The organism is Gemmatimonadales bacterium, from assembly GCA_036265815.1.
Taxonomy (GTDB): Bacteria; Gemmatimonadota; Gemmatimonadetes; order Gemmatimonadales; family GWC2-71-9; genus CAVVWJ01.
Window position 1 is genome coordinate 1 of sequence record DATAOI010000035.1, and the last position, 25,680, is coordinate 25,680.

General features: G+C 65.9%; 23 protein-coding genes. 13 read left to right on the plus strand and 10 right to left on the minus strand.

From position 1 onward, the window contains the following. From VHR41_07205 to VHR41_07215, 3 genes are all read left to right on the plus strand, one after another. A partial coding sequence (locus tag VHR41_07205; GenBank protein ID HEX3233968.1) for a universal stress protein occupies positions 1-479 on the plus strand: 479 nt, incomplete at its 5' end. Between the two features lie 9 nt (positions 480-488). After that, positions 489-689, plus strand: a complete 201-nt coding sequence (locus VHR41_07210; GenBank protein ID HEX3233969.1) for a DUF2892 domain-containing protein — start codon at positions 489-491, stop codon at positions 687-689. Then, the gene (locus VHR41_07215) at positions 686-1,240 is read left to right on the plus strand and encodes a hypothetical protein (GenBank protein HEX3233970.1); all 555 of its coding nucleotides are present in this window, start codon (positions 686-688) and stop codon (positions 1,238-1,240) included. Before VHR41_07210 ends, VHR41_07215 begins: the two co-directional genes overlap by 4 nt. Before the next feature lie 827 nt (positions 1,241-2,067). Here VHR41_07215 and VHR41_07220 read toward each other — a convergent pair. Further along, positions 2,068-2,910 (minus strand): hypothetical protein, encoded by an 843-nt coding sequence (locus tag VHR41_07220; protein ID HEX3233971.1) that lies wholly within the window; start codon positions 2,908-2,910, stop codon positions 2,068-2,070. Between the two features lie 724 nt (positions 2,911-3,634). Here VHR41_07220 and VHR41_07225 point away from each other — a divergent pair. Then, entirely contained in the window at positions 3,635-4,801 is a 1,167-nt protein-coding gene (locus tag VHR41_07225) for a serine hydrolase domain-containing protein (GenBank protein ID HEX3233972.1), read from the plus strand. 73 nt (positions 4,802-4,874) lie between these two features. After that, the gene (locus VHR41_07230; GenBank protein HEX3233973.1) at positions 4,875-6,821 is read left to right on the plus strand and encodes a heavy metal translocating P-type ATPase; all 1,947 of its coding nucleotides are present in this window, start codon (positions 4,875-4,877) and stop codon (positions 6,819-6,821) included. A gap of 343 nt (positions 6,822-7,164) precedes the next feature. On the opposite strand, the gene VHR41_07235 is transcribed toward VHR41_07230, so the two are convergent. From VHR41_07235 to VHR41_07260, 6 genes are all read right to left on the minus strand, one after another. Then, entirely contained in the window at positions 7,165-7,863 is a 699-nt protein-coding gene (locus tag VHR41_07235; protein ID HEX3233974.1) for a VIT family protein, read from the minus strand. Positions 7,864-7,868: 5 nt separating this feature from the next. Beyond that, positions 7,869-8,357, minus strand: coding sequence for a hypothetical protein (locus tag VHR41_07240; GenBank protein HEX3233975.1), 489 nt, complete (start codon positions 8,355-8,357; stop codon positions 7,869-7,871). Positions 8,358-8,496: 139 nt separating this feature from the next. Then, positions 8,497-9,153, minus strand: coding sequence for a DUF6064 family protein (locus tag VHR41_07245; protein HEX3233976.1), 657 nt, complete (start codon positions 9,151-9,153; stop codon positions 8,497-8,499). Positions 9,154-9,159: 6 nt separating this feature from the next. After that, complete coding sequence (locus VHR41_07250; GenBank protein HEX3233977.1) at positions 9,160-9,333, minus strand: hypothetical protein; 174 nt, start codon at positions 9,331-9,333, stop codon at positions 9,160-9,162. Beyond that, complete coding sequence (locus tag VHR41_07255; GenBank protein ID HEX3233978.1) at positions 9,330-10,454, minus strand: universal stress protein; 1,125 nt, start codon at positions 10,452-10,454, stop codon at positions 9,330-9,332. Before VHR41_07255 ends, VHR41_07250 begins: the two co-directional genes overlap by 4 nt. 51 nt (positions 10,455-10,505) lie before the next feature. Beyond that, positions 10,506-11,033: a hypothetical protein gene (locus VHR41_07260; protein HEX3233979.1), complete on the minus strand. Its 528-nt coding sequence runs from the start codon at positions 11,031-11,033 to the stop codon at positions 10,506-10,508. A gap of 537 nt (positions 11,034-11,570) precedes the next feature. Here VHR41_07260 and VHR41_07265 point away from each other — a divergent pair. Beyond that, positions 11,571-12,653 (plus strand): medium chain dehydrogenase/reductase family protein, encoded by a 1,083-nt coding sequence (locus tag VHR41_07265; protein ID HEX3233980.1) that lies wholly within the window; start codon positions 11,571-11,573, stop codon positions 12,651-12,653. 351 nt (positions 12,654-13,004) lie between these two features. Here VHR41_07265 and VHR41_07270 read toward each other — a convergent pair whose 3' ends face one another. Beyond that, positions 13,005-14,003 carry a universal stress protein gene (locus tag VHR41_07270; GenBank protein HEX3233981.1) on the minus strand — a complete coding sequence of 333 codons (999 nt, stop codon included), beginning with the start codon at positions 14,001-14,003 and terminating at the stop codon, positions 13,005-13,007. Positions 14,004-14,538: 535 nt separating this feature from the next. Here VHR41_07270 and VHR41_07275 point away from each other — a divergent pair. Together VHR41_07275 and VHR41_07280 are read left to right on the plus strand one after the other, a co-directional pair. Continuing rightward, positions 14,539-15,153, plus strand: coding sequence for a DUF892 family protein (locus VHR41_07275; GenBank protein HEX3233982.1), 615 nt, complete (start codon positions 14,539-14,541; stop codon positions 15,151-15,153). 421 nt (positions 15,154-15,574) lie between these two features. Further along, entirely contained in the window at positions 15,575-16,891 is a 1,317-nt protein-coding gene (locus VHR41_07280) for a hypothetical protein (protein ID HEX3233983.1), read from the plus strand. A 50-nt stretch (positions 16,892-16,941) separates the two neighbouring features. Here VHR41_07280 and VHR41_07285 read toward each other — a convergent pair whose 3' ends face one another. Further along, positions 16,942-17,379 carry a hypothetical protein gene (locus tag VHR41_07285; protein ID HEX3233984.1) on the minus strand — a complete coding sequence of 146 codons (438 nt, stop codon included), beginning with the start codon at positions 17,377-17,379 and terminating at the stop codon, positions 16,942-16,944. Between VHR41_07285 and VHR41_07290 the strand changes: the two genes are divergently transcribed. The 5 genes from VHR41_07290 (at position 17,357) to VHR41_07310 (ending at position 24,688) form a co-directional block, all read left to right on the plus strand. Beyond that, on the plus strand, positions 17,357-17,725 hold the full coding sequence (locus VHR41_07290) for a hypothetical protein (GenBank protein HEX3233985.1): 369 nt from the start codon (positions 17,357-17,359) through the stop codon (positions 17,723-17,725). The genes VHR41_07285 and VHR41_07290 overlap by 23 nt on opposite strands. A 297-nt stretch (positions 17,726-18,022) precedes the next feature. After that, positions 18,023-19,654 (plus strand): cytochrome c3 family protein, encoded by a 1,632-nt coding sequence (locus tag VHR41_07295; protein HEX3233986.1) that lies wholly within the window; start codon positions 18,023-18,025, stop codon positions 19,652-19,654. Positions 19,655-19,770: 116 nt separating this feature from the next. Next, positions 19,771-21,756 carry a hypothetical protein gene (locus VHR41_07300; protein ID HEX3233987.1) on the plus strand — a complete coding sequence of 662 codons (1,986 nt, stop codon included), beginning with the start codon at positions 19,771-19,773 and terminating at the stop codon, positions 21,754-21,756. Then, entirely contained in the window at positions 21,753-23,261 is a 1,509-nt protein-coding gene (locus VHR41_07305; GenBank protein HEX3233988.1) for a hypothetical protein, read from the plus strand. The genes VHR41_07300 and VHR41_07305 overlap by 4 nt, the downstream gene beginning before the upstream one ends. Beyond that, positions 23,258-24,688: a hypothetical protein gene (locus VHR41_07310; protein HEX3233989.1), complete on the plus strand. Its 1,431-nt coding sequence runs from the start codon at positions 23,258-23,260 to the stop codon at positions 24,686-24,688. Before VHR41_07305 ends, VHR41_07310 begins: the two co-directional genes overlap by 4 nt. Positions 24,689-24,895: 207 nt before the next feature. Here VHR41_07310 and VHR41_07315 read toward each other — a convergent pair whose 3' ends face one another. Next, entirely contained in the window at positions 24,896-25,627 is a 732-nt protein-coding gene (locus VHR41_07315; protein ID HEX3233990.1) for a TonB family protein, read from the minus strand. Positions 25,628-25,680 lie beyond the last annotated feature (53 nt).

Here is a 25,680-nt window from a genome sequence, read left to right on the forward strand (position 1 = left end):
CCCGTCTGCTGCTGGGGGATACCGCCGACGCGGTCGGGCGGCGCAGCCGGCTGCCCTGCCTGTTCGTTCCCCCGCAGGGCGGCCGGCCAGAGCGGGTCATGGTGGCGGTCGACGGCTCGGAGCGGGGGATGGTGGTGCTCCAGGCCGCCGACGGCTTCGCCCGGCAGCTCGGGGCCGAGCTCCAGGCGCTCACGGTCGAGCGGGTGCACCTCGGCGAGCCGGCCCACCTGGCGCAGGCCACCCCGGCCGCGCGGAGCACCCGGGCCCAGTCGCGCGCCCGCGGGAGTTTCGGCCGGGCCGTCGAGGTCCGCCGCGGCGACCCTGCAGAAGAGATCCTGGCCGCGGTGGACGAGCGTCCGCCCGACGTGCTGGTGCTGGGCTGTCATCGTGGTGGACCAGCCGGCGTGATCGAGGCGGGGAGCACCGCCCGGCGGGTGTCCCACACCGCGCCGTGCGCGGTGCTCACCATTCCACTCTAGGAGGGCCCGATGAGCCGCAACATGGGAATCACGGAGCGGCTGGCCCGGCTTATTCTGGGCGTGCTGCTCCTGGGCTTGTACGGAGCACTCACCCCCCCATGGCGTTATCTGACGCTGGTGGGCTTGCTCCCCCTGGGCACCGCACTCACGGGCCACTGCCCGCTCTATGCCGCTCTGGAGTCGAAGCGCGCGATGAGGAGACAATCATGACCACCATCGGATGCACTCTTCCAGCGCGACGCCCGGTCGTCGGCGCGGCTCCCACCACGATCCGACGAGTCCTGGAGCGAATCCACGCACCCTGGCTTAAGGAAGTGGCGGAGATGCTGGAGCCGACTCAGCATGAGGACGCGGGCGTCTGGAGTCGCTGGAACGCTATCCGCTACCTCAATAGTACCTTCGCTGAGCGCCTGTTACGGGAGCGGACGGCACTGGCCGACGTTCCGAGGACGCTGACCGACTCGGAAGCCACGACACTCTGGGCGCTCGGAGAGCTGCTCGACCTGCTTAGCGACCACCTCCAGCACCTGGTCGGCCTCTGCCAGCATGGGGCGGAGTTCACCAGCTTCACGAGGGAGCTTCGCCAGGCGCTCGAGCACTGGTGTCACTCAACCGAGGAGACCCTGGGCCGGGTTGCCTGGGATAAGGTCCCGAGGCAATCGCAGAAATTGCTGCTCCGGCTCGCCCAGGACGCGGCGGCGCGCGAGGCCTGCACTTCCGATCAGCATCCCGCCCAAGAGTACCAGAGCGGGACCTGTTGATTCGGCCACCCAGGCCACCGCGTCGTCCTACGGCGCCATGGCGCCGATCCCGGTGACCACCGGGCTGCGTCCCCCGGCCAACTGTTATGTAGTTGCCGGGTTTTGGTTTTGCAGGCGCTTCTTACTCCGTGGGAAGCGAGTGGGAAGCGGTCGGTGTCGGTTCGGGCGCCGTATCCGGAGATCCGATTCGATCTGGCCGCGCTCCGACATTTTAAGACCGACGCCGTCGACGGGGACGAGATTCTTCATGAGGCGTACCGCCTGACGGCTGGAACGGGCGGGCGGCAGCGCTCGATGCTCTCTCCACGAGCGCTGTGTGGTCTCCCTCCGAGGGGATGGCGATGTAGGCACCGGGATCCACCATCGACCGGAGCGACCCGCCGGCAAGCCGATCCAGGCGGTAGGGGAAATCAAAAACAGCCGAGAACGCTCGGGTGCGACGTTTCTTCGCGTGCCGACGCCAGTGCTCCGCGTCAGCCTGTTCCATACTTCTCGCCGTCAATTCGGCGAGCTGATCGTAGTCGACCCCCAGTTCGGCGACCGGCATGAGGGCCGAAGCCGTAATTAATACCCGCCTACGCCTAGCCCACGACCAATAGTTCCGCCACCTGCCGATGCGGAGTGGTCGATTTCGAGCGGCGGCCGGAAGAATTTCCGACGCCGGATCACGCGACGGGTAACTCGCACAGTTAGTCCCTCAGACCTTGCAAATAGGCGAAAGAGCCGGAAAGATCGCCGAGCACTTCCGTGGCTACGGCGAAACGGTGCTCAGGACCACGCTCCCGACCGAGAAGGCGGAGAAGCTGGGTAAGCTGCTCGCGGCGACGTCACCTTGAAGGGTTCCGCGTCCAGAGGGTGGCCCGCCCGCCTCCGCTGTTGCCCACGACCTCGCCCGCCGGATTGAGGGCCACGGCATCCGCTACGTCCCCCTCCAATGGGACCAGTTCCGACATGACCCCCTTGTCCCACACGAACGCGCGAAAACCTGAAGTGTCGGTCGCGCTCTGACCCACGACCTGACCTGCAGGGTTAATTCCCCTGGCAAAGCTGTTCTGTCCGCCCAGGGTCCCTAGATCTCGCATGACCCCCTTCTCCCATAGGAAGGCATGGATTACGGAGTCACCTGGCAAGTAGCTCCAGCCCACTACTTGGCCGGCCGGGTTGATGTTCTCTGCCTTGCTGTAGCTTCCACCCAGCGTACCCAGGTCCCTTATTACTCCCTTGTCTAGGAGCACGGCACGCCCCCCCTGGGTTTCTCCCACGACACGGCCAGCGGGGTTGATGCCTGTGGCCTGGCCGTTCCAGAGATCAGTCCGGACACCGTTCTGCCACAGCCAGGCCACGTGTTCCGTGGACCCCACCACTTGGCCCGCAGGGTTGATATCCGTCGCGATTCCGACACCGAGGTCGGTGAACACCCCATCTTCCCAGAGGAACGCCTCGAATTCGACTTCCTGTGTCGCCAGCTCGGTGTAACCCACCACTTGGCCATGCGTGTTGATGGCCGTCGCGAAGCTGTAAAACCCCTCGACGTTGGGGACCTTCCCCAAGTCGGTCGGGACGCCCTTGGTCCATGCGGCCGGATGCAAGCCATCTCGCGTGTCAATGCTGCCCACCACCTGGCCAGCGGCGTTGATGTCGGAGGCGTAGAGCAGCGGGCTGAGTGGCACGGGGGTATACGCCCGTGATGCGGAGCGATCCAAGCTAGGACTGCCCGAGGAATCCGGGGATGTTGGCTCGGAGGTGCACGCCACAATCGAGAGCGCCAGGGTGGCGCAGATTGCGCTAGATGTTCGCATGGAGACGCTCCATGGACTTGCGAAAAGGGACTATTGGTCTGCCGCCGGTGCGCGGGGAATTTCCTGAAGAGGAGAGCGACACACGGCGAGCATACATAGAACATGGCGGCTGGCGTATGAAGGCGGGACGAAGCCGCGAGGACAACCTCTTTAGAGGGGCAACCCGGCGGGCACTCGATCCCGAGCTCCCCAACCAGGTCACGTTTGGGAAGACCGGATGCGCGCCAATTCGGCACGGGCCAGGGCTGCTTGAATGCGCGTGCGGGAGGGCATCGGGATGAGAAGCTGTCGTGTCCTTGCCGCCGTTCGTGAAGACGTTCTCACGCCTCGTTCACAGTTTCTTGTCCTCTTCCTCTGCACTGTTTCCATCCGCCCTTGCGAGACCGTGCTCTAGGCGGGTCCCCGCGCTGGCGGTCACGTCTAGCCATGGGCTCGAAGCGCAGGTGATTGGTCATCTAACCACATGCTGCAAACGTCTGTCTCAAAGGGGATCACCATGCTTGACCGCTCCCTTCTTGCCCAGAGGCACGGGAACACATCCAACCGATCGTCCACGATCAAGACTCGTGGCTTCTCAAGCGCCCGGCTGGCGCGCATGCATGCCGCTCTACAACGTCATGTCGCAAGTGGCGACGTTCCCGGGCTCGTTGCGGTCGTACACCAGCGCGGGCGAGAGCACGTGGAGGCGATCGGCACCATGGCCTTCGACAGCAACGTGCCGATGCGACGAGACACGATTTTCCGGCTCGCCTCTACGACCAAGCCAATCACGGCCGTGGGCGCCATGATCCTGGTGGAAGAATGCGAGCTCAGGCTCGACGATCCGGTCGATGAATGGCTGCCGGAACTCAGGAACCGCAGGGTCCTGCGGACGATCGACAGTCCGCTCGATGACACCGTGCCCGCGAAGCGCCCGATCACGCTACGCGACCTCCTCACGTTTCGATCGGGGTACGGCGAGGTGGGCTTCCTCTCACCAACTTGTCCGTTCCAGAAGGCACTGACGGAAGCACGCCTGCCGTTGAGCGAATGGCCCTTTGCCGGCACAGCGGACGAGTTCATGACGCGCTTGGGCAACCTGCCGCTCGTGCATCAGCCCGGCGAGCGATGGCTGTACCACATGAGTGGCGAGATCCTGGGCGTGCTGATCGCTCGAGTCTCGGGCACGTCGCTGGGAGCTTTTCTTCGCGAGCGCATCTTCGAGCCGCTCGGCATGGTGGACACCGGCTTCCATGTTCCGGAGGCGAACCTCGATCGGCTCCCGACCTGCTACGGGAGGGACATGGTCACCGGAAAGCTCGTCATCGTGGATCAAGCGCGTGGCGGATACGCCGCGCAGTCGCCCGTCTTCGAATCCGGTGCTGGAGGGCTCGTCTCAACGCTGGACGATCTGCTCGCCTTTGGTCGGATGATGTTAGGACACGAGGTGTCCGGCGGCGAGCGCATTCTGTCGCGGCCTACGATCGAGCTGATGACCATGGACCACCTCACGCTGGAGCAGAAGGTGGCCTCGCCGTTCTTCGAACACTTCTGGGACAGGTACGGCTGGGGCCTCGGCTTAGGGATCGTTACCGGGCGCCACGATATCGCGGATGTGCCGGGGCGTTTCGGTTGGGACGGTGCCTTCGGCACATCATGGTGGGTCGACTCGAAGGAGGAGCTGATTGGCGTCCTTATGAGCCAACGCCGTCCGGACCGGCTTGCCCTTCCCACCGTGGTTCAGGACTATTGGACCTCAGCGTACCAGTTGATAGACGACTGAACGCAGGCGATCCGGGGGCCACGCTGCTGGTTAACGTTCGGGACATACACTTCGATTCGGAGAGCAAGGTGGTGTGACGGGTGCACTTCAGTCCGCGCGGAGGCGGAAACAAGGAGATCTCGCGGACCGGCTGATTCCGCCTGGTGCCGCGATCCTACCGGCAGGGGCACTCCTCTCCATCATCTTCGGGCTGGCTTCCCGAGTGATCGTGTCGCACGGCGTTGCCTTTCTGATCTGGTCGGGCGGGCTCGCCTTCACGGGACTGCCGGTTGTCTGGCGCACGCTGCGCGGCATGGCGTCCGGTCGCTTCGCGACAGACGTCGTGGCGATGCTCGCCATTGTGACCGCTCTGCTCCTTGGGCAGCCCCTCGCGGGGCTCATTGTGGTGTTCATGCAGACGGGCGGGGAGGCGCTTGAGCGCTATGCTGAAGGGCGAGCCTCCCTGGCGGTACGGGAGCTCGAGGCCGCAGCCCCGCGCCTGGCGCACCGAGTCACCGCTGCGGGACTCGATGACATCGCCGCTGACGTCGTATCCGTGGGCGACGAACTCCTTCTCCGCCCCGGCGAGCTCCTTGCCTGCGATGCGGTCGTCGTCGAAGGCCAGTCGCACGTGGACGCCGCTCGGCTTACTGGCGAGCCGGTGCCGGTCACGGCGACGCCCGGCGTGCGCCTCCTGAGCGGCAGCCTCAATTTGGACAGTCCGCTCCGGGTCCACGCGACGGCGCCTGCGCGCGAGAGCCAGTACGCCCGCATCGTCGAACTCGTCCGCACTGCCCAGGAGAGTAAGGCGCCCCTTCAGCGGCTGGCCGACCGCTACGCCCGCTGGTTTACCCCGCTCACCCTGCTGGTTTGCCTCGTCGGCTATCTGCTCACCCGCGACCTCATCCGTGTGCTCGCCGTTCTGGTCGTGGCCACGCCGTGTCCGCTCATTCTCGCCACTCCGGTGGCCATCGTGGGCGGCATTAACCGCGCCGCCCGTCGTGGGATCATCTTCCGCCACGGCTCAGCGCTGGAGCAGCTTGCAGGCGTCACGGTCGCCGTCTTCGACAAGACCGGCACGCTCACCATCGGCAGGCCCCAGGTCGCTCGGGTGCTCGCGCTGCCACCATTCACGCCGGAGCAGGTGCTCCGGCTGGCGAGCGGCGTCGAGCACGGCTCCGGCCACCTGCTCGCCCGTACCCTGATCGACGAGGCGCTCGCGCGGGGGATTGCGCTCCCCCACGGACGCGAGATCACGGAGGCCCCTGGCGAAGGGGTGACTGGTGAGGTGGAAGGCCGGTGGGTGACGGTGGGCGGCTGGTCGTTTGTGGTGCGACGCCACCCGGAGTCCGAATCCGGACTCCACACGGCCCTGGCGGCAACGGACGGTGCAGGGCTCCGCGCCTACGTTGCCGTCGACGGGCACGGGGCGGGCGTCATCGAGTATGCCGACCGGATTCGCCCGGCGGTGCGCGAGCTCTTCGTCGCACTCCTACGCCTGGGTATTCGGCGCACGCTTCTCCTCTCGGGCGACGATCAGGCCAACGCTACGGCGGTCGGACGAGCGGTCGGCATCGATGAGGCGCATGGCGGACTACTGCCGGCCGAGAAGGTGGCGTTTGTCCAGCGGCTGGTGAAAGAGGGCGAGCGCGTGCTGATGGTGGGTGACGGGACCAATGATGCCCCAGCCCTGAGCAGCGCCACGGTCGGAATCGCCCTCGCGAGCGGCGGCGGCGGGATCACAGCGGAGGCGGCGGATGCAGTCATCCTGGCGGACGATCCGACCCGCATCGAGGAGGCGATCGCCATCAGTCATCGCACGCTGAGGCTGGCGCGGCAGAGCATCTGGACCGGGCTCGGGCTCAGCGGCCTGGCGATGGTCGCGGCCGGCCTGGGTTACATCCCACCAGTCGCGGGCGCGCTGCTCCAGGAGGGGATTGACGTTGCGGTGATCCTCAACGCGCTGCGCGCCGCCTTCCCGCCGAGGTCCCCTGGAGCCCGCGTCGCACAGCGCTCGATTGAAGAGGTCGTCACCTTGTAACCCTCACTCCCGCTCCGCGAGCATGCGGCAGTTCGGCAGTGACGCGCAGCGGGGCGAGGAAGCGCCGGCAGCTTACCGCCCGGTGCGGGAGTCAGATCACATAACCGATGCTGGTTCCCAGTGCGGGTCCAGCGCCTCCAATCAGGAGTAGCTCTCAAGCGGGCAGAAGGACAACCCGCGCTCGGCCGAGTCGTTGCCCAGCGTAGAGACTGCGGTACACAACACCACGCCCACGGGTACACGTTACGTACGCCGGCCTTAGCTCGCCGGGCCAATTAGATACATGGCTGGCCTGCATTATCCAGCCCTTCTTGCAGTCGGGCCCGCCACTGCCGCTAGGCTCTCACGCGGCCGCCGTGCCGAACAGTGTCCCGATGGCCGCGGTGAGGCCCATCGCGAGCGCGCCCCAGAACACGACACGAAGGGCACCCACCCAGGGCCGCGCCCCCCCCGTCCGGGCGGCCAGCCCGCCCAGCGCCCCGAGACAAGCGAGCGAGGCTCCCGAAACGAGGGGCACGAGTCGGTGCGTCGGGCTGAGGCTCGCCACGACCAAAGGCAAGGCAGCCCCCACCCCGAACGTCAGCGCTGACGTTATCGCCGCCTGCACCGGCCGCGCCTGCAGCGCCGCCGAGATGCCCAGTTCATCTCGGGCATGGGTGCCGAGCGCATCGTGCGCCATCAACTGCGTCGCCACCTCAGCCGCGAGTGGAGGGGTAAGACCGTGACGCACGTAGATCGCCGCGAGCTCCGCGTGCTCCGCTGCAGGGCTGGCGGCCAGCTCGGCCCGCTCCCGCGCCAAATCGGCCTGTTCGGTATCCGCTTGGGAGCTCACCGAGACGTATTCTCCCGCCGCCATCGACATTGCGCCCGCGACGAGCCCAGCGACCCCGGCGACGAGCACGGCCGGGCGAGAGGCCTCGGCCGTAGCAACCCCCAGCAGGAGGCTCGCGGTGGACACGATCCCGTCGTTGGCTCCCAGCACGGCGGCCCGCAGCCACCCGATGCGCTCGGTCCGATGCAGTTCACGATGAAGCGTACGCATGCAAGTTATGTGGATCTCGAGTCCATCGATTGTGGTGCAAACGCGGCCGCGCGGATCTCGTCGTGGCGTATCTGGCCGCCCTCTATGGCCGCAAGCGCGAAGAGCACGGCGCTCACCAGCAACCCGACGAGCACCACGCCAGTGAGGCTCCGGCGTTGGGGCTGCCCACCGCGAGCGAGCCACAGCCCAGCGACGGCCACTGCGCCGGTCACCAGCACCGCAATGAGCCCGGCTTCGGCGCGCTCCTCGTGAGCCTCGACGCGCTGCTTGTCGAACCATGGCTGATTCTCGAGTTGCTCCTCGGCCGGTTCGCCGGTGAGGTAGATGGGAATGGCCGTCACCGCAAGCAGCACTGTCAGCAGCAGACCAATCTGCGTACCGTCGCGTGACCCGCGGACAAGACCCCAGAGCAGCACGAGCGGTGCGAACAGCATCGTGCCGAGCACCGGAATGTGGTTCAGCACGAGATGTAAATGAGCGGCGCTGAGGTCCATCGGAGCCTCCCAGCAGCGGTGAGATGAGGATGCCTTCTACACCCTATTCTTCCAACACCCGATCAGTCGTGGCGTCGGACCACCGCGACGACTAGGGTTGCCGGTGCAGCAGTGGACTGACCGCAACGCCGAGATGACGTCACGGTCGGAACGGCGTATCTCGGCGCGGTGGAACTTGAGTAAGCAGGCTTAGGAATGTGAGGCCCCCCGCTGCCACAAGCCCGAGATCCTCCCAGATACCCAACTGCACCGCAGCCGAAACCCCTACCGCCGACCAGAGCAACGGGATCGCGAGCACGCTCAAGGGGGGGCGCGACGACGTCAAGGCCAGGAGCCCGAGCGTCACGATAGTCGTCGGGCACGGCAGGCCGAAGGTGGGGGCGGCCGGATATTGATGACCGAGCACGAGCGTCAGGGTCGGGTACACAAGCAGGGCGTAGGAGATAAGGGCGGCTCCGAGGAGCCCTGAAATCGTCGGCGTCCACGCGAAGCGCAGGCGGCCGAGCCACCCGCCGAAAACAATCAGGAGCACGCCCTCCAATATGAAGAGGATTCCGAACACCACGGCAGCAGGGTTGATTGATCGGAAGAAGACCAGGTGGTAGACGACGCCCATCCAGAGCCACAGGACACCCAAAATGACCGCGATCGTTCGATCGGATCCGCGCCGGGGCCAGAGCGCTAGGGCCACGGCGCACAACGCCGCGAGCGTGAGGGCCACCTGGGCTGGCCACACCGCGGTGTTGTACCGCACGAAAACACTGAAGAACTGGTGCGTGTCGAACGGCAGCCGCATTATCTCTCAGGGCGCCACGGAACGCTGGGCCAGTGAGCGCTCGATGGCCTCCAAATGCCGAGCAATCTTCTCCTGCGCCAGCATCCCGCGCCACAGTGTCGTGACAACCGCGCCTACGACGAGAATCCACAGAATCCCGTATCCGAAGGCGACTCCACTCATTCCGCCGTACGGCATCATCGTCTGCTCTCCTGTGTGCTTCGTGAACGCCCTGACCTGATCCGGCGCGACGTCCGACTCCTCTTGCCCCGACCGGTTGGATGGTACACCAAGACTGGAACGTCCGCGCCACGTACCACCTTGTCCGCCACACTGCCGAGCACAAGCCGGCGCACCCCCCCACGGCCGTGGGTGGCGAGCGCCACCAGAGCGACACGCTCCGGGCGTGCCAGGTCGAGAATGGCATCTGCGGCAGTCCAGGCCACCCTGGCCGCACCGCTGGCGCGGATGCCCCGACTCTGCATTTGCTCGACGACGTCATCTAGATAATCCTGCGCCTGTGCTCGACACAGCTCGGTGAGCTCCTCGTCGTAGGAAGACGGGTATGGAAATGCCGAGCTGGTGGCCAGTAGGACCGGGCGGACCATCTGTACCAGTGTCAGTTCCGCGTCAAAGACTCGCGCGAGCGCGCCGGCCGGGTCGAGCGCTTCCTCGGCGAGGGGAGAACCATCCAGCGGTACAAGAATCCCCCCAGCACGCGCCGCGCGATCGGAAGCTCGCCCGTTCTCTTCCGGTCGGACCAGGAGCACCGGGACGGCAAGGTTTCGGATCAGGTAATCCGCCACGCTACCCAACCAAGCGCGTCGGATTCCACCTCGCCCATGCGTGGCCATGACCACCAGGTCGATACCCATCTCCCGGATGTATTGCGCGAGTGCCGGACCGGGGCCGGCCGCACCCGTCAGGGTCACAGCCGAGGAGAGCCGCGTGCCGGACTCCCGCAGCCTGCCTTGCATCGCCCGCAGGTACCCCCGCTCTGATTTTCGGGTCGTGAGCTCGAGGGAGGTGAACAGCTCCGCGACCGCCACATCGAGCGGAGGAGTGGGCGGCTGGTGGACGAGCGCCAGGCGCAACTTGCCTCCGGATCGTTGGGCGATGTGGCATGCCAGGGGCGTCGCCTGCTCCGCCAACGCTGAACCGTCCAGCGGCACTAGGATCGAACGAAAGGGAAATGAATTGATTACCATGCGCGGGGCCTTACAGATGGCTTGTCTGTTCTCCCGTACTGCCGTAATGAGCAGAGCGAGGTTCACCCGTACTGATTGTTGTCGGACCCACTTCCGCCCAGACCGCTCGGGCATGAAGGGGCTGTTTGTGAAGACGTTCTAACGCCCCGTTCATCGGCCGTCAAGTCATAGGCTCGTTACTAGTGAGGTCGGGAGATCACTCCAGCATGGCCCTTTCTCCTTTTCAATCGAGGCAAAATCCTCCCGGACCTGCATTGACAAGTCAGTCCAGCTCATTGACCCCACAATTTCCTCCACCTCAGTGAACCAGTGCTCCACCGCTCTCAGGAGTCTGGCGGTTAAAGCAGAAAATTCACCAGCGTGATGGCAGAGCCCCACCGAGTGGCAGAGTTGCCAGCGCACCATGGCAACCAGCTCGCCGGCAGCCCAGAGCCGTGTGATTCGCTTGTCGCCCATCGTATGGCTCAGCTGATCGGTTGCCCCACGCTCCACGTCGAACTGACCCCAAAACACCGTATCCACGTAGCGAATGGCATTCCAGCGGGGCCAGAGATCGGAATCTCTCGCTCCGGCCTTGTCCAACACCGCCCGTAGATCCTCAAGCCATCTACGATGCAGTGGCTTGAGCCTGTCCACGAGCTGCCCCCGCGACGGGGCAGGCGGTGTTCTGGAGCCTAGTTGGGTGACGGCCATCTCAGCCTCCTCGCAGACGATCCCTCGATTTGCTCCAACTAACTGCCCCACTTGAGCAGCCATTGCGATATAGCCTAAGTCGGCTCTGGTGAAGAAAGGATGAAGGCTGGGGGAAAATGTCTTGGCGCCTACAGACAGCCGCTTTGCGCTGTGTGGCGGGGGATGCTGCACCCAATGCTCTCTGAGGTATGCAGCGCAGGCCGACGGTTTTCCGCCGTGTCGTCGCGCCGCGCTCGGTTGAAGGTCTTCTTCCAAACCTAAGTAAGGCGACGAAGGTAGCTCGGTCGAGGCCGCTCTCGCGGCAGGCTTGAACAGCCACGTTGGACGTTCTCCCTAGGGTATTTCGGCGTTTCCTCGTACGTCTCGGGGATAGCAACAGCAACTCGGAAGCGTGGGGACCGCGACACTCCAACTAAAGCGTTCCTCGCCGGACGTTCATCCTTCCTTCATTCGTGCAGCCCTACTGTCCTCCATGGGGCTTCAGCCGGAGCACGCAATGCCTCAGTACCGATACGCTGTGTGACGCGCGAACGTGCTATGGAAGGGCCGTGCAATCGAGTTGTTCAACTCAGGCGCTTCGGCGGTCCCGACGAGCTAGAGGTGTTTGACGCTCCTCGGCCGACAGCCGGCCGGGGCGAGGTCCGGGTCCGCGTGCTCGCCTCGAGCGTGAACTATACGGAGGTGTTGATCCGGCGCCGCCTCTACCCCCAGACGATGCGCCTCCAGCCACCATTCGTGCTGGGCTATGACGTCGTCGGGGAGATCGATCAGCTCGGCGACGGCGTGCGCGACTTTGAGGTTGGCGACCACGTGGCCGACATGACGGTGGTCGGGTCGAACGCGGCATATCGCACGCTCCGGGCCAACGACGTGGCCCGCCTGCCGGCGGGCGTCGACGCGGCGGAGGCGGCCACGCTCATCCTGAGCTGGACGACCGCGTACCAGCTCCTTCACCGTTCGGCCCACGTCAAGCCAGGCCAGCGAGTGCTCGTGCATGGAGCCGCCGGCGCCGTTGGTCAGGCGCTGCTCGCGCTCGGCAGGCTGGCCGGCCTCGAGGTGTGGGGCGCCGCGCGCGGCGAGCATGCGGCGCTGATCCGCGAGCTCGACGCCACGCCGATCGACTACCAACGCGAAGACTTCGCGCGCGTCCTACCGGGCGGATTCGATGTCGTCTTTGACGGCATCGGCGAGCACGGCTATCGCCGCTCCTTCGCGGCGCTCAAGCCGGGCGGTTTGCTCCTCGCCATCGGATTCTCGGCGAGCGTGCAGGCGCGTCAACGGATGCGCACCATCGTGATGTCGATCGCGCGCTTGTATTTTTGGCAGCTTCTGCCCGGCGGCAAACACGCCCGCTTCTACTCCATCAATGTGATGCGGGCTCGACATCCCGCCTGGTTCCGCGAGGACCTGGAGCGGCTTTTCGGCCTGTTGGCAATTGGCGCCATTCGGCCGCGTGTCGCCGAGCGGATTTCCTTCCATGAGGTCGCCGAGGCACACCGTCGTCTCGAGGCGGGTGGCCTGGAGGGTAAGCTCGTCCTATGCCCGAACCTCCCGGCGCGACGGGACCGGGTTCCGCCCCAGAGCGAGCTGGGCGCCCCTGCCGTCCAGGCCCAGCCTTGACCTGAGGCAGCATCAGCCTTCGAGACGCTCCCGGCTGCCTCTCGAGGCCACGCACCCCATTCTCGTGACCAGCCGGCTTTGCTTAAGGCTTGCCAAAGGCTGCGGTTCGGTGCGTTGCCGGGCGGGCTGAGCTAGCAGCGTTCTTTTTCGGCGATCTGACGCTCCCCTCATCGTTGACTCTTGGCTAGCTGCGCATCACCCCATGATTGGAGCACGGGGACCGAGCTGGTCCTCACCCACCCTCGGCGCGAGGCGCCAGTGCGTGAGGACCATCGGATCGGATGGACCGACATCCTCCGTGTGCTCGACGAAGCATGGACGCATAGCCGAGGACGCGAGCGGGGTGCACTTTCAGTGGGCAAGCTGCTCCGTGAGCGGTCCGGCGACCATGATCCGTTGGGGCTCCGAAGCGGTCTCCAGCGATTCACCGAGTGTAGGGCTGAACGCGCCGGCCACTGGATTCACGACGAGCACCGGCGTGGTGGCCCCGCGAATCACCTTGTCGGCTACGCTGCCCAGGAACATCCGCTTGATCCCTCCGAGCCCACGGGTCGCCATCGCGATCAGGTCGCACCGGTGCGCTTCCGCAGAGCTCAGAATCACCGCCGAGGGAGTCCACGCCGTGACGACCTCGTGCTCCACATGCCACCCCGCCTTGCGCAGTGTCCAGGCGGTGCCCTCGAGGTAACGCTGGGCAGACGCCAGCCGCACCTCCGTCAGGTTCCTCCCCGCGGGGGGCAAGGGCATTGGGGCGCCGATGGGAAAGACCTCGGCAGGAGCGACGACTCGCACCAGATGCAGCACGACCTGACTTGGCGAGAACAGGCGCGCCACCTCGTCAATCACCGACTCCGCCAGCGCTGATCCATCGAGGGGCACCAGCACCCGGACCGCAGAAGGCAACTCGCTCGTCACCGCTTTGGTCGCGGGACGGACCAGGAGGAAGGGGCAGTGTAGCTCCCGAAGGAGACGGTCGGCCACGCTGCCCAGGAAGTGACGGCTGGGCCCTGAGCGGCCGTGAGTCGTCATAACGATGAGTTCTGGTGGATCGGCCTGGGCGTGCTCGACGATGGTAGTCGCGGCTGCGCCCTCAGGTACCGTGGTGCTCACCTCGATATGGAAACGGCCGTGCACCTGCTTCGCCAGCCCCTCCAGGTACGTCCGTGTGTACGCCCGGGACATCGCCTCGATCTCCGCCATCACGGACGCTGAGATGTCGGGATTGACCGCCGCTGGATGGACGGTCACCAGCTCGAGCTTGGTGCCCTTGCGTCGGGCGATCGCAGCCGCAAGCCAGAGGGCGCTTTCGCCAAAACCCGAGCCGTCCAAGGGAACGAGAAGGTGACGCATGGCGTGCTCCTGAGCTGAGGTCTGCCAGAACAGTAGGTGCGCGCGCGTGAAGAAAAAATGAAAGGGCGGCGAGAATGGCTTTATGGAGTAGCGCCAGGCACTATGGAGTGCGTCAAGTAACTTTGATGCCCCACCAACTACCCTGTGCCGGCGACAGCATTCGGCTATCTCAGCCCGGAGTCTGCCCGGCGACTTCGAAGCCTTGCGAGGAAGTCATGTACCGGATTCGACCATAGACTCACCCTCGACAAGGGGACGCCTGCTCGCAGCCAGGGCCGCGTCCCTTTGACGATCCTTTGCACCGCGGCTCATCATTTCTTCATGCGCCGGGAGCAACGTTCATTACGCAGAGATTGCTCCGCAAACCGGTAAGAGGTCGTGAAGCGTCGTCGGCATATGCCGGCCGAAGTGACAGATCGGCGCGGGTATTATCCCAATCCGTTTAGCGGGGCGTGGCGAGTCTCAGGACTATCGGGCGCTTTGCCGGGCTCGAAATCACTCACGTAAGCACGCGTCCTGGCTTCCTGGAGGACCAATGCGCAATCCAACCAACACCATCAACAGCTATATCACCGACATGCTCGCCCTCGAGGAGCATATAGAGAAGGCCGTGTCCGGCCAGATCCGAGCCGTGGGAGACCATCCCCAGGTCGGGGCAGATCTGCAGACAATACAACGCTGGATCCAACTCCATATCGCGAATCTAAAGCAGCTGATGGGAACGCGAGGCGCGACCACGGCGACCGGCGCAATCAAGCGGGCGGGTTCCAGCGTCCTTGGACGAGCCGCGGGGGCCATCGACCTCCTCCGTCAAGACGGACAGTCCAAGAACCTGCGTGACGATTACACCGCTTTCAGCCTGGCGGCCATCGGCTATGTGATGTTGAACACCACAGCCCTAGCGCTGGGAGACAAAGAAGTAGCCGAGCTCGCGAGCCAGCACCTTGGGAACTACACTACGGGGTTGATCGCGTTGCACTACATTATCCCGGCGGTAGTGGTGCGGTCCCTTCAGAAGGAGGGGCTCCCAGCTCGCGAGGACGTCCTCACGGACGTGTTCCGGAACGTGGAGGTGGCCTGGGCGCGCAGCCAGACCGTGCAGACCCATACCGCCAGGGCAACCACCTTCCGAGGCAGACCGAGCTCCTAGGGCTAGGAGCAGAGCCAGCCCCCTGCAGAAGCGGCATTTGGCGGCAGAGAAGCCGACGAGTCGCTCGAGCAATCCGGCATTCTTCGCGCGTGAGCCGCTAAACCAGGCCCGCTGGATATGAACTCGACTCTGGGACAGCCTGCTACCGAACACACGAGCGCGGGCCCCACCCAAAGCCCAAGAGGCGCAGAATCTTGTTGAAGAGTCGTATGATTCGCGCGATGTTACATGCGCGTGCAGCAAAGATGGCGGTTCCCGGGTTAAAACCTAGAGAAATGTGGTGCTAACCCCCGCCGAGGAACTGGGGCTAAGCGGAGCAGCGCTGGCGAGCCGGGTACAGCGCGCGCTGCACCGGATTCCTGACGCAGTGCTTGCTGGCCTCATGCAGCGCCTACATGATGCTGCTCTCGATGAGCATTTGGTGTATCTGCACGACGGGGAGCTCGAGCCGGTCCGCATCCTTCCCTGTCCCATAACCGTCCTGCCGGATCAACTGGCCTACCTCCACCACGTTACGCTCGTCGTGCAGAACGCACTCAAGCGCCTGCCGGAGCTCTACCTCCACGATCTGGAGGTAGCAGAGATCCTTCGCCTTCCAGAGGACGAAGAGCGCTGGCTTCGGGAATGCTGGGGCACCAGTCAGGAGGAGCACAACCCGATCTTCGGCAGACTGGACGCGGTGGTCAATTTCACCACCCCAATGTGGAAGGACTCGCTCCGCTTTGTCGAGCCCAATCTGAGCGGGATTGGTGGCCTTCATATGGTCCCAACCAGCGAACGGCTGATTGCGGGCATCATCGTACCGGCCCTCCAGGGGTACGATCCCGAACTCCAACTGCTGAGGGGCCAAGATATGCGGGATCTCCTCACTCAGGTGATTCTGGAGCACACCGCAGCTGTCGGCGTCGGACAGCGGCTCTGCTTGATCGAGCCCAAGTACTCGGGACAGGGTCCGGACGAGCAAGGCGAGGTGGCCAGATACCTGCGCGAGCGCCACGGTCTCACGGTGATGCATGCCGACCCTTCAGAGCTCACGCTCCGGGGTGGCCGGGTCTGGTACGGTGAGGATCTGGTTGACGTGGCATACCGGGACTACAGCGTCGGCGACCTGCTGGACCTGCAGGATGAGGGCATCGACATCGAGCCGATGCGCGTCCTTCTGCGGGAGAACCGCGTGATCTCTTCTATCGCCGCCGAGCTGGACCAGAAGAGCTGCTGGGAGATTCTCAGCGACATGCGCCTGTGCCAGCGCTACTTTACCCCTGAGGAGCGGCTGATCTTTCAGCGGCACATCCCGTGGACTCGGATCGTGTCCGATCGACGGACGATGCTCCCCGATGGCCGGCAGCGCGGCTTGCTTGAGTACGTTCGTGCGGGCTACGAGCAGCTGGTGCTCAAGCCGAACCGTAGTTACGGGGGCGAGGGTGTCGTAATCGGCTGCGCCGGTACGCAGGCTTCGTGGGTTGCCGCTCTCGAGGCCGCGCTGGATCATCGCGAGCGCTGGGTGGTCCAGCAACTGGTGACGCTTCCGGTAGGGGAGTTTCCGGTGCTCGGGCCCGAGGATGCAGTGCACACCGAGCCCTTTTACGTCGTCATGGGCTTCGCCGCGAGCGACGACGGGATCGCCATCCTGGCCCGCGCTTCTCAGAAGCAGGTGGTGAACGTGGCGCAACATGGTGGGCTTTGCGGGGTGATGGTGAGCCACTCACGGCCACCGATCGGGGTCGCGACGGCCTGAGCAACCAGGGTTCGTTCAAATCATTCCCCGGGTTCCGTTGCGCGAACACCTCACGAGCCGGGTGCCCCACGGCTTGATGCTTTGAGCGCCGCGCCGCGGAAATCCTCAAGGGATCTTCGGTGCTCCTCGTACTCAGGCCGGCCGACCTTCACCTCGGCATCGTAGTGCTTCATGAACCCGCTGTACGCCTGATCGAGCGCCTTAGCGTCTTTGCGAAAACGCGCGACGGTTCCCAGGATGATGTATCCGAACAGGTGCCCCGGCGTCTTGGTCAGGATGGTGTCGCCTTGGGCGCGCGCCGCGTCGACATTGTTCGTGTGCACCTCAAGGAGGGCGGCGTGGTACCGCGCGTCGGCGTCCACCGTGTCGAGCTGTGCATAGGCCATGAGCGCCATGGGCATGAAGCGCGTGACGGTCGCCTCGTCGCCCGACTGGGCGGCCTGCATGACGCGGTTGTAGAGTCGATTGAACCGTTCCTTGGGGCTCATGTTGCTGATGTCCGGCGGAGCCTCGGCCGGTGGGCCAGCCGACTCGCTGGTGGTTACCCTCGACGGCTTCGTGTTGAGCGTCCAGAGGACGACTGCCAGCAGACCCGCCAGCGAAGCGCCCGCGATCAGCCAGGGCGTACGCTCCCCCGACCGGGCCGGCGTCCGCGAGCCCACCGCGTGCCCGCACCCGGCGCAGAACCGCGCCGTAGCAGACAGCGGTGCGCCGCAGGCAGTGCACCGCGCGCCGGTACTGGGCGCGCCACAATTTGAGCAGAACGCGCCGGTGGCAGGAGCGGCGCAGGCAGGACAAGGAGTCGGCCTTGTGCTGGTCATGATCCTCACCTAGCAGATTCCGGGATCGACTCCGTCGTTCACCGTCTCATGGCCCCCGAGCGAGCCGATGGAGGGAGGCGGGGGACGGGAACTCGCTGCGCGCGGAGTACCTATCAGATCGATTTGGAGGCAACCCACACTTCTGTGGCAGGGCGGGTTCGTCAAGACGACAATTCCGTATAGCAAAGTCGGTTAAGGTTTCTTCATAAAACGACGGTCGGCCCAGCGAATCTATTGCGTAATTCTACGGATAGCCTAAATGTACTAGGGAATCCCCCCGGTAAAAAAACAGCAGAGCTAAGGCGGGACTATGCCCATTGCCCGATTCCTCTGTGGCCAATCTTTCGGTCTCACGGCACTGGTCGTACTCGCGCTCTCCGGCTGCACCAGCGAAAAGCTCGTTTTCCGGGAGCCATTCAACCCCCCACCCGACAACACCAACAAATTCCTCGGTTACTTCACCGTTAGCGATAAGCAGACCTCCTGCGGCAACTGCCACGTCGAGAAGCAGGCCGATTGGACCACAACGAAGCACTCCCAGGCCTGGGGTGACCTCGTCGCGTCGGGGCACCAGACCGCGGCGTGCAACAGTTGTCATACGGTGAGCGAGCGGGGGAACGCTACTGCTGCTCCAGCAGGGTACAGCGCCGTAGCCGATACCGCTTATCAGGACGTGCAGTGCGAAAGCTGCCACGGATCGGGCTTCGACCATGCCTCGAGCCCGTCGCTCGCGAACCGGCCGCTCGCGAGCATCAACGTGCCGACGGATCCAACCGCCTGGGTCGAATCCTCGACCTGTGGCTCCTGCCACACGGGTGACTTCTCGCCGTTCGTCGAGCAGTGGAGCCAGTCGGGACACGCCGGCACGGTGAGCGAAGTGATCGAGGAGTTGGCGGCCGACAACAGCCTCAGCTGCGGTCAATGCCACGAGGCACGGAAGGTTCTCCAGGGGTGGAACGTGGCCACGAACTACACCGAAGCCGGGGATGCGATTACCACGGAGAACGCCTTGCCCATCACGTGTGCGGTCTGTCATGACCCGCACGAGAAGAAGCACGAGGGGCAGCTCCGGTGGGCGATCGACGATCCCAATCCTGACAACAACCTCTGCATGAAGTGCCATAACCGCCGGAGCGAGCCGCAGGCCACGAGCCCGCGCGGGCCGCACGCCCCGCAAGGCGGCGTCCTTCTCGGCACGGCAGGGTACTGGCCGGCAGGCTTCGATACCACGGCGGTCGTCGCCACCCACGGAAACGTGAGCGTCAACACCCGGCTGTGCGCGGGGTGCCATGTGGCACCGTTCACGGTGACGGACGCGAGCGGCAATGTCACGTTTCAATCGACCGGGCACCTCTTCATCCCCGATCCCTGCCTGGATGCCCAAGGCAAGCCGCTGGGCGACAACACGTGTTCGCGCCCGGGGGATGCGGGCTACGCGTCGGGTTCGCGCAAGTTCAACGGTTGCAGTGCCTCGGGCTGCCACTCGAGCGAGACGGCGGCGGAGAACGCCTTCGAGGCCAACCGCAACGTCATCAGAACGCTCGCTGACCAGCTCTGGGTAGACGCCAATGGCAACCAGGTGCTGTACGACACGACCACCTCCGCCGATCCCGAGGGCTCCGGCCTGCCCAAATCATTCGATCCCGGCGACACCGGCCTGCTCACGCAGGTGCCGGTGAGCGAGTTCAACTACAAGGACAAGGTGATCACCGACGCCGAGGGCGTGCTCTTCAACGTGCGCCTGGTCGGCGAGAACCGCTACGCCAATGGCGACCGCTCATTCGGGGTGCACAATCCCTTCCTGGCGCAGTCGCTGTTGACCGCGAGCATCGACGCGCTGCAGGCCAGGTACGGCCTGGACGTGTCGCCGCAGGTGCGGGCGATCATGGAACGGGTCAGGGCCCGAAACCCTCGCGACAACCTTTCGCTTCGCACGAGGTGAGTAGCGACGATAACGCCGTCCGCCGATAGACGCCCGCCAGCTCCATGGGCATGATCCGGCTGCTCGGCGCAAGCGTACTGGCCATCGCTCCTTCTGCGGTTGTTCCGGGAGAGGCGGTGGCCGTGCCGCTTCAGACGCAGGACACGCTGACGCATCACCTCCTCGATTCGGTGGTGGTTCGCTCGCCGCTGCCGGACCCTCTTGTCCCCATCGTCCAGTGGATTTTTCAGAAGCCCGCGTGGCTCATGGCCACCGGAATCGTGGTCGGCGTGCTGCTGGCGCTCGCGGTCGTCGTCCTGTTGTGGCGCCGGCGCCGGGCCGTGAGCACCTGGCTCATCACCCGGGATCGCGGCGCCAAGCTCAGCTTGCTCGCGGCACTCGGCGCCGTTCTGCTCCTCACGGTGGGCTCGGGCGTCAAGGCCTATGACTACATGATGCACGACAACGATTTCTGCAGCGGCTGCCACATCTTCGTCCCCAGTGGACAGGTGTTCGTCCGTCCGGACACTGGGACCTATCTCCTGGTCAACAAGCTGGAGGGGAAGCACGACTCGCTCAGCTGTCATAGCTGTCACCCCTTCGAGCTGAAGGCCCAATCGAAGGAGCTGTTCTACTGGATCATCGAACGGCCGGACCGGATCCCACCCCACGCCAAGGTCCCGCGTCATGTCTGCGAGGGCTGTCATGTACAGGGCGAGGCAAGAAAGACTTGGGCCCGGATCGCGTCGACAGCCGGGCACCGGACCCACCTGGAGTCCGACTCCGCGGCACTTAAAGATGTCGCGTGTCTGACCTGCCACGCGCGAACCGCCCATCGGTTCCAGCCGGCCGACACGACCTGCGCGCAGAAGGGGTGCCATCTGACGGATGAGGTCAGGATCAAGCTCGGACGGATGGCGGCCCGCTTCACGCCCGCGAACGTGCAGCCGCTCCCCAACGAGGAGCAGCTCTACTGCAATACCTGCCACCAGTTCACGGCCGAGGCACAGTTCGTCAGCCGCGACTCCGCGTCTGGTCTCCTCACGCCCGGCTCGCGTCAGTGTTTCGGCTGCCACGAGATGCGGCAACTGCTGGCGACCTTCGATCTCGCCAAGGACCCGCATCGCGGGAGCTGCGGGATGTGTCACGACCCCCACACGGACGTCAAGCCCGCCAACGCACTCAAGTCCTGCGCCGACGCGGCGTGTCACGCTGACTGGCGGACTGTCGCATTTCACTCGGGTGCGACCCACCGCAAGGTGGCGTCGCGTTGCCAGACCTGCCACATCCCCCATGCCGCGCGGGTAGACGCGAGCGACTGCACTGGCTGTCACGAGTCCGTGCGGAAGAGCGGGGGAAAGCTGCGGCCACCACTCCCGTTTGATACGACCAAGGCCCTGCAGCAGAGCCTCCGGCTATTCGAGCCGGGCCGCGCGAGGGGTCAGGGAGCCGGGCCGCCCCCGGATGATCCACCCGGGCAACCCACGGAGCGACGCACCGTACCCGCTGACACTTTCTCCCATAAACGCCACCGCCGACTCACTTGCATCACCTGCCACACGACGACCTCACCGACGAGTCGCCTCACGTTCGAGCCGCCCCGCGGATGCCAGATCTGCCATCACCAGCGGCCGACCTCGGCAGAGTGCGGCAGCTGCCACGAGTCGACCGAGCTGTCCCGGCCGGCGCTGGTCACGGTATCGGTGTCCGTGCCCCGGCAGCCGACAAGATCGCGTCCGGTCGCGTTCGACCATCGGAGGCACCGCGACTTGGCGTGCGTCCAGTGCCACACGACCCGGGTGACCCTCGAGCCCGATTCCACTGTCACGGCCTGCACTGGCTGTCATGAGGATCACCACGTTGCGGGGCGGGACTGCGCTGCCTGTCACCGGAGCGCGGAGACCACCAAGGCTCACCAACCGCCTGTCGACGCCCACCAATCATGCGATCGGTGCCATACCGAACGCACGGTCAAACGCCTCGAGCCGACGCGGTCTTTCTGCCTCGCCTGCCACGGGAGCGAAACCGATCATCACGCCGAGAAGGAGTGCACCGTCTGCCATCTGCAGGCCTCACCGGAGACGTTTCGGCCCCGGCTGACCAGCGCTGGCGGTCGGCCGTGAGCACGCCGCGGGCGGACATTCTTCTGCTCGGAATTGTGGGTCTTTCGCTGGCTGGGTCTGCGGCGGAGGCGCAGGGCTATCGCTTGCGCCTCGACTCGAGAGCGCAGCGGGTGAGCTATCGCGGAGTCGCCGAGGACAGCATTCCCAGGGCAGCGGTGGTCACCGGCCCGACGGGAGGGCTGGAGACGCCGGATGGATTCGCCGTCCGGTGTCCTGAAGGCGGGGCCTCCTGCTACTTCTTCCGCCCGGGGCGCGAGGTGCGCGGGGCGCCCATGATCTCGTCGGCCGACCTGGTGCTCTGGGGGCTCGGAGTACGGGGCCTGAGCGTCCGGATGAACGGACGCTTCGGCGTGGATCTGGGTGACAGCGAGGTGTGGCCCGGCACGGAGCCGGCCGTGCAGCTCATCGAGGCCTACGCCGAGTACGCTCACCCGTCGTTCACAGTGCGAGGTGGCCGCCAGCTGCTGACCAACCGACTCGGCGTCGTCGGCTTCGACGGGGGGCACCTGGCCGTCCGATCGGACCGGCGCGGGCTCGAGGCGGACGTCTACGTGGGCCTCGGCCTCGCCCGCGCCACGGCCCTTCCTGTCACCAGCCCGGTGCTCAACCCGCTGGACGATTTCCAGCCGCGCCGCCGTCAGCTCCTGACCGGCATCGCGCTGATGCACAGCGGGCGTCTCGCCGACGTGCGGGCCGACTATCAGCGCGAGATCGATCGCGAGGACCGGAATTTCGTTTCCGAGCGAGCCGCGCTCGCGCTCGACCTCCGTCCGGGGCAGCGGTGGAGCATCACCGCGGGCGCGGACTACGACCTGGCCAACACCTGGTTCGGGAACGCGGAGGCGGTGGTGCGGTACACGACCCCGTGGGTCACGGTGGCGGGCGGCGCGCGCCAGTACCGTCCGTACTTCGATCTGTGGACCATCTGGGGCGCGTTTAGCCCGGTGCCCTACCACGCAGTGAATGCGGCGACCTGGGTCCGGCCGGCTCGGGGGCTCGAGCTCCGCGCCCGCTGGGAAGGCTACGAGTACTCAAAGACGGAAACCGAGACCCCGCTGGTGGACGTGGGTCACGACGGGTGGCGCTTCGGAACGGGCGTCACCTACAGCCCGAGTCCCGCGTGGACGGTGGATGCGGGGTACCGCGAGGAGAGCGGACCGGGCGCGGCGTCGCACGGGTTCGAGGGGAGCGTCACCTTCATTTCTGGTGCGGCTCTGTCGCTGACCGGCTACGCGTCCACGCTCGATCGGCCGCTCGAGTTCCGGTTCGATGACGCGTCCGCCGACGCGTTCGGCTTCGATGCCGAGTGGCGCCCCACGGGCCGGCTGCGGATCGGGATGGGGCTCGCGCGGTACACCGAGGACCGAGCCCGCCCTGACGCGGCCGCGTTCGATTGGGACCAGACCCGCCTCAACGCGCGTGTGACCCTGCTGCTCCGGAGCGACGCCGATGCCGTCCATGTGCCGCCCGCGCTGCGGGGGCGTTCCCGGGCGGGATCGCGGTGAGGCTCGGGTCGTTCGGTATTCTGGTGCTCTGCGCGGTCACCCTAGCCGGCGGTGCCGCCGCGTACATGCTCCGGGACCCGTTCGATCACTGGCAGCACCGGAAGCTATTTCCGAGCTGCACCGGCTGCCACGCCGGCGCGGAGGCTGCCGGTCGCTCGCTGTGGCCCCAGCCCCCCGACTGCGCGACGTGCCACGACGACGCCATCGAGAAGCGGGTGGACTGGAGCCCGCCGGCGGAGTCGCGGCCGAGCAATCTGCGGTTCACGCACCAGCGGCACGCCGAGAAGGTCGCCCGCGCGTGGGGTGCCGACTCCACGCTCCGGTGCGCCGCCTGCCACAATCTGCGCGGCACCGATCCGATGCAGGTCCGGCCGGCGGTCGTCCAGAGCTGCCTCGAGTGCCATGGAATCAGGACCGCCCACCTGAGCGCGCCGGATACGGCGTGCGCCACCTGCCACGTGTCGCTGGTCCAAGCGGTGCGGCTCACCCGTGAGCGGGTCAGGGACTTCCCGACGCCGGACAATCATCGCGGGGCAGACTTCGCATCCATGGGGCATGGGAAGCTCGCCCGGACTGGCGGAGCGCCGGTGGCGGCCTCATGCGCCACCTGCCACGCGCGAGACTTCTGCGCCGAGTGCCACGTGAATGCACCGGAGGTCCCGGCCATCCAGGCGCTGGCTCCGGACCAAAGGTCGCTGGTGGTGGGGGCAAGGCCCGAGGCCCCGGCGAGTCATGCCGATCCGAGCTTCCTTCGGCGACACGGCGGCCGAGCCGGGAAGGACGCAGCGCGCTGCGCCGTGTGCCACACGCAGGAGAGCTGCACCACGTGCCACATCGGTTCCCCTGCCAGCGCCCTGGCGATTCCCAGATCGGGCCCGGGCCGGGGCCGCGGCGTGGCCGTGCTCCGCCAGCGCCCCGTGTCCCACGGTCTCGACTTCTCCCGACTCCATGCGCAACCGGCCGAGGCCCGTCCTCAGAGCTGCAGCGGCTGCCACGCGCGCACCGAATGCCTGTCCTGCCACCGGCCCGACGCTGGCGAGGCGCCGCCGGGATACCATCCCAGCGGATTCCTCTCCAGCCACCCCGCCGCCGCGTTCAGCCGGGAGAGCTCCTGCAGCGAGTGCCACGAGCAGGGCCAGTTCTGCGCCAACTGCCACCTCAAGGCCGGCCTCGTCTCGCCCGGGCGGCTGCGCGGCACCAGGTATCACGATGCCAAGCAGGCGTTTCTCTTGAACCATGGACAGGCCGCGCGCCAGAGCCTGGAGAGCTGCGTCACCTGCCACTCCGAACGTGACTGCCTCGCGTGCCACTCTGCCGCGAATGGCCGCCGCTTCAATCCCCACGGGCCTGGGTTCGACGCGAGCACACTTCGCCGCAAGAACCCGTCGATGTGCACCGCCTGCCACGGCGCCGCGATTCCGGAATAGCTCGCGCTCTCCTCAAGATTCTGCAGGCAGCTTCACCTCGGCTTTACGCTGGGATCCGCCACGTCACCGGGGCCCGGCTGGACCTGGCCGAGTTGCTGGCGCGCGTGGGTGAATGCCGCAGCACCACTTCCGGGTCGGCTATTCCGCCAAGCCAAGCGTGCCGCCGCAGCGCACGCCGCGGCGGCCGCCCAAGGCACTGACCCATGCTCAGTGAGCCGTCACGAACCGGATCGCCTGGCGAGTGAGCTGACGAACCGGGTGCCCACTCAAGCGTGCGGGCTCGAAGATCGCGGCGGTCACGGCCGTTCGCGCGGCGGCCGAGAAAGCTTCGTGGGTGCTCTCCAGGATCCGGATGGAGGACGGCTGGACTCTCCCGACCGTGTCGATCACGAACTCGAATGCGACCCGACCCTCGAGACGCGCCGTCTCAAGGACTTGGGGATATCGAGGCGTAGGCTGGGAGACCAGAACGGCCTGATCAAACCGTGCGTCGCTCGTCGTAGCCTCATAGATCGCGTCGAAGTCCTCCGGTACGTCCACCTTCCCCGTGCCGCCCACTACCCCGTTGGCGAGCCCACCCTCGACGCCTCGACCGGTAAAGTCGCGCGGGTCCAGGGGACGCTGGGTCAGATCCACCGGGGGAATCACGGTGGGAATGTCCTCGAGCGTCGCGACCGTCTGGAACCCCTTGGGAGGCGGCTCGGCGATGACCAGCTTGGGTGGAGTCGCTCCGGGCTTGGTCTCAGGCGGCGGGGGCTCCGGCGCTTTCGGCACGTACAGAAGGATGGCGGACTCCGGGACGACCGGTGGGGCGTCGACCGCGGCCTGAGTGGCCACGACGGCCAGCGTGATGATGATCGCGTGCGTGACAACCGAGGTGGTCACGAGCCGGGGCCTGAGCTCGAGATGCGCACCGGAAGCGATGAGAACGTCGAACATACCCACCTCCGGATTGAGGAAGTGGCTCCAAGCTACGTCGCGCTCGATGAGTT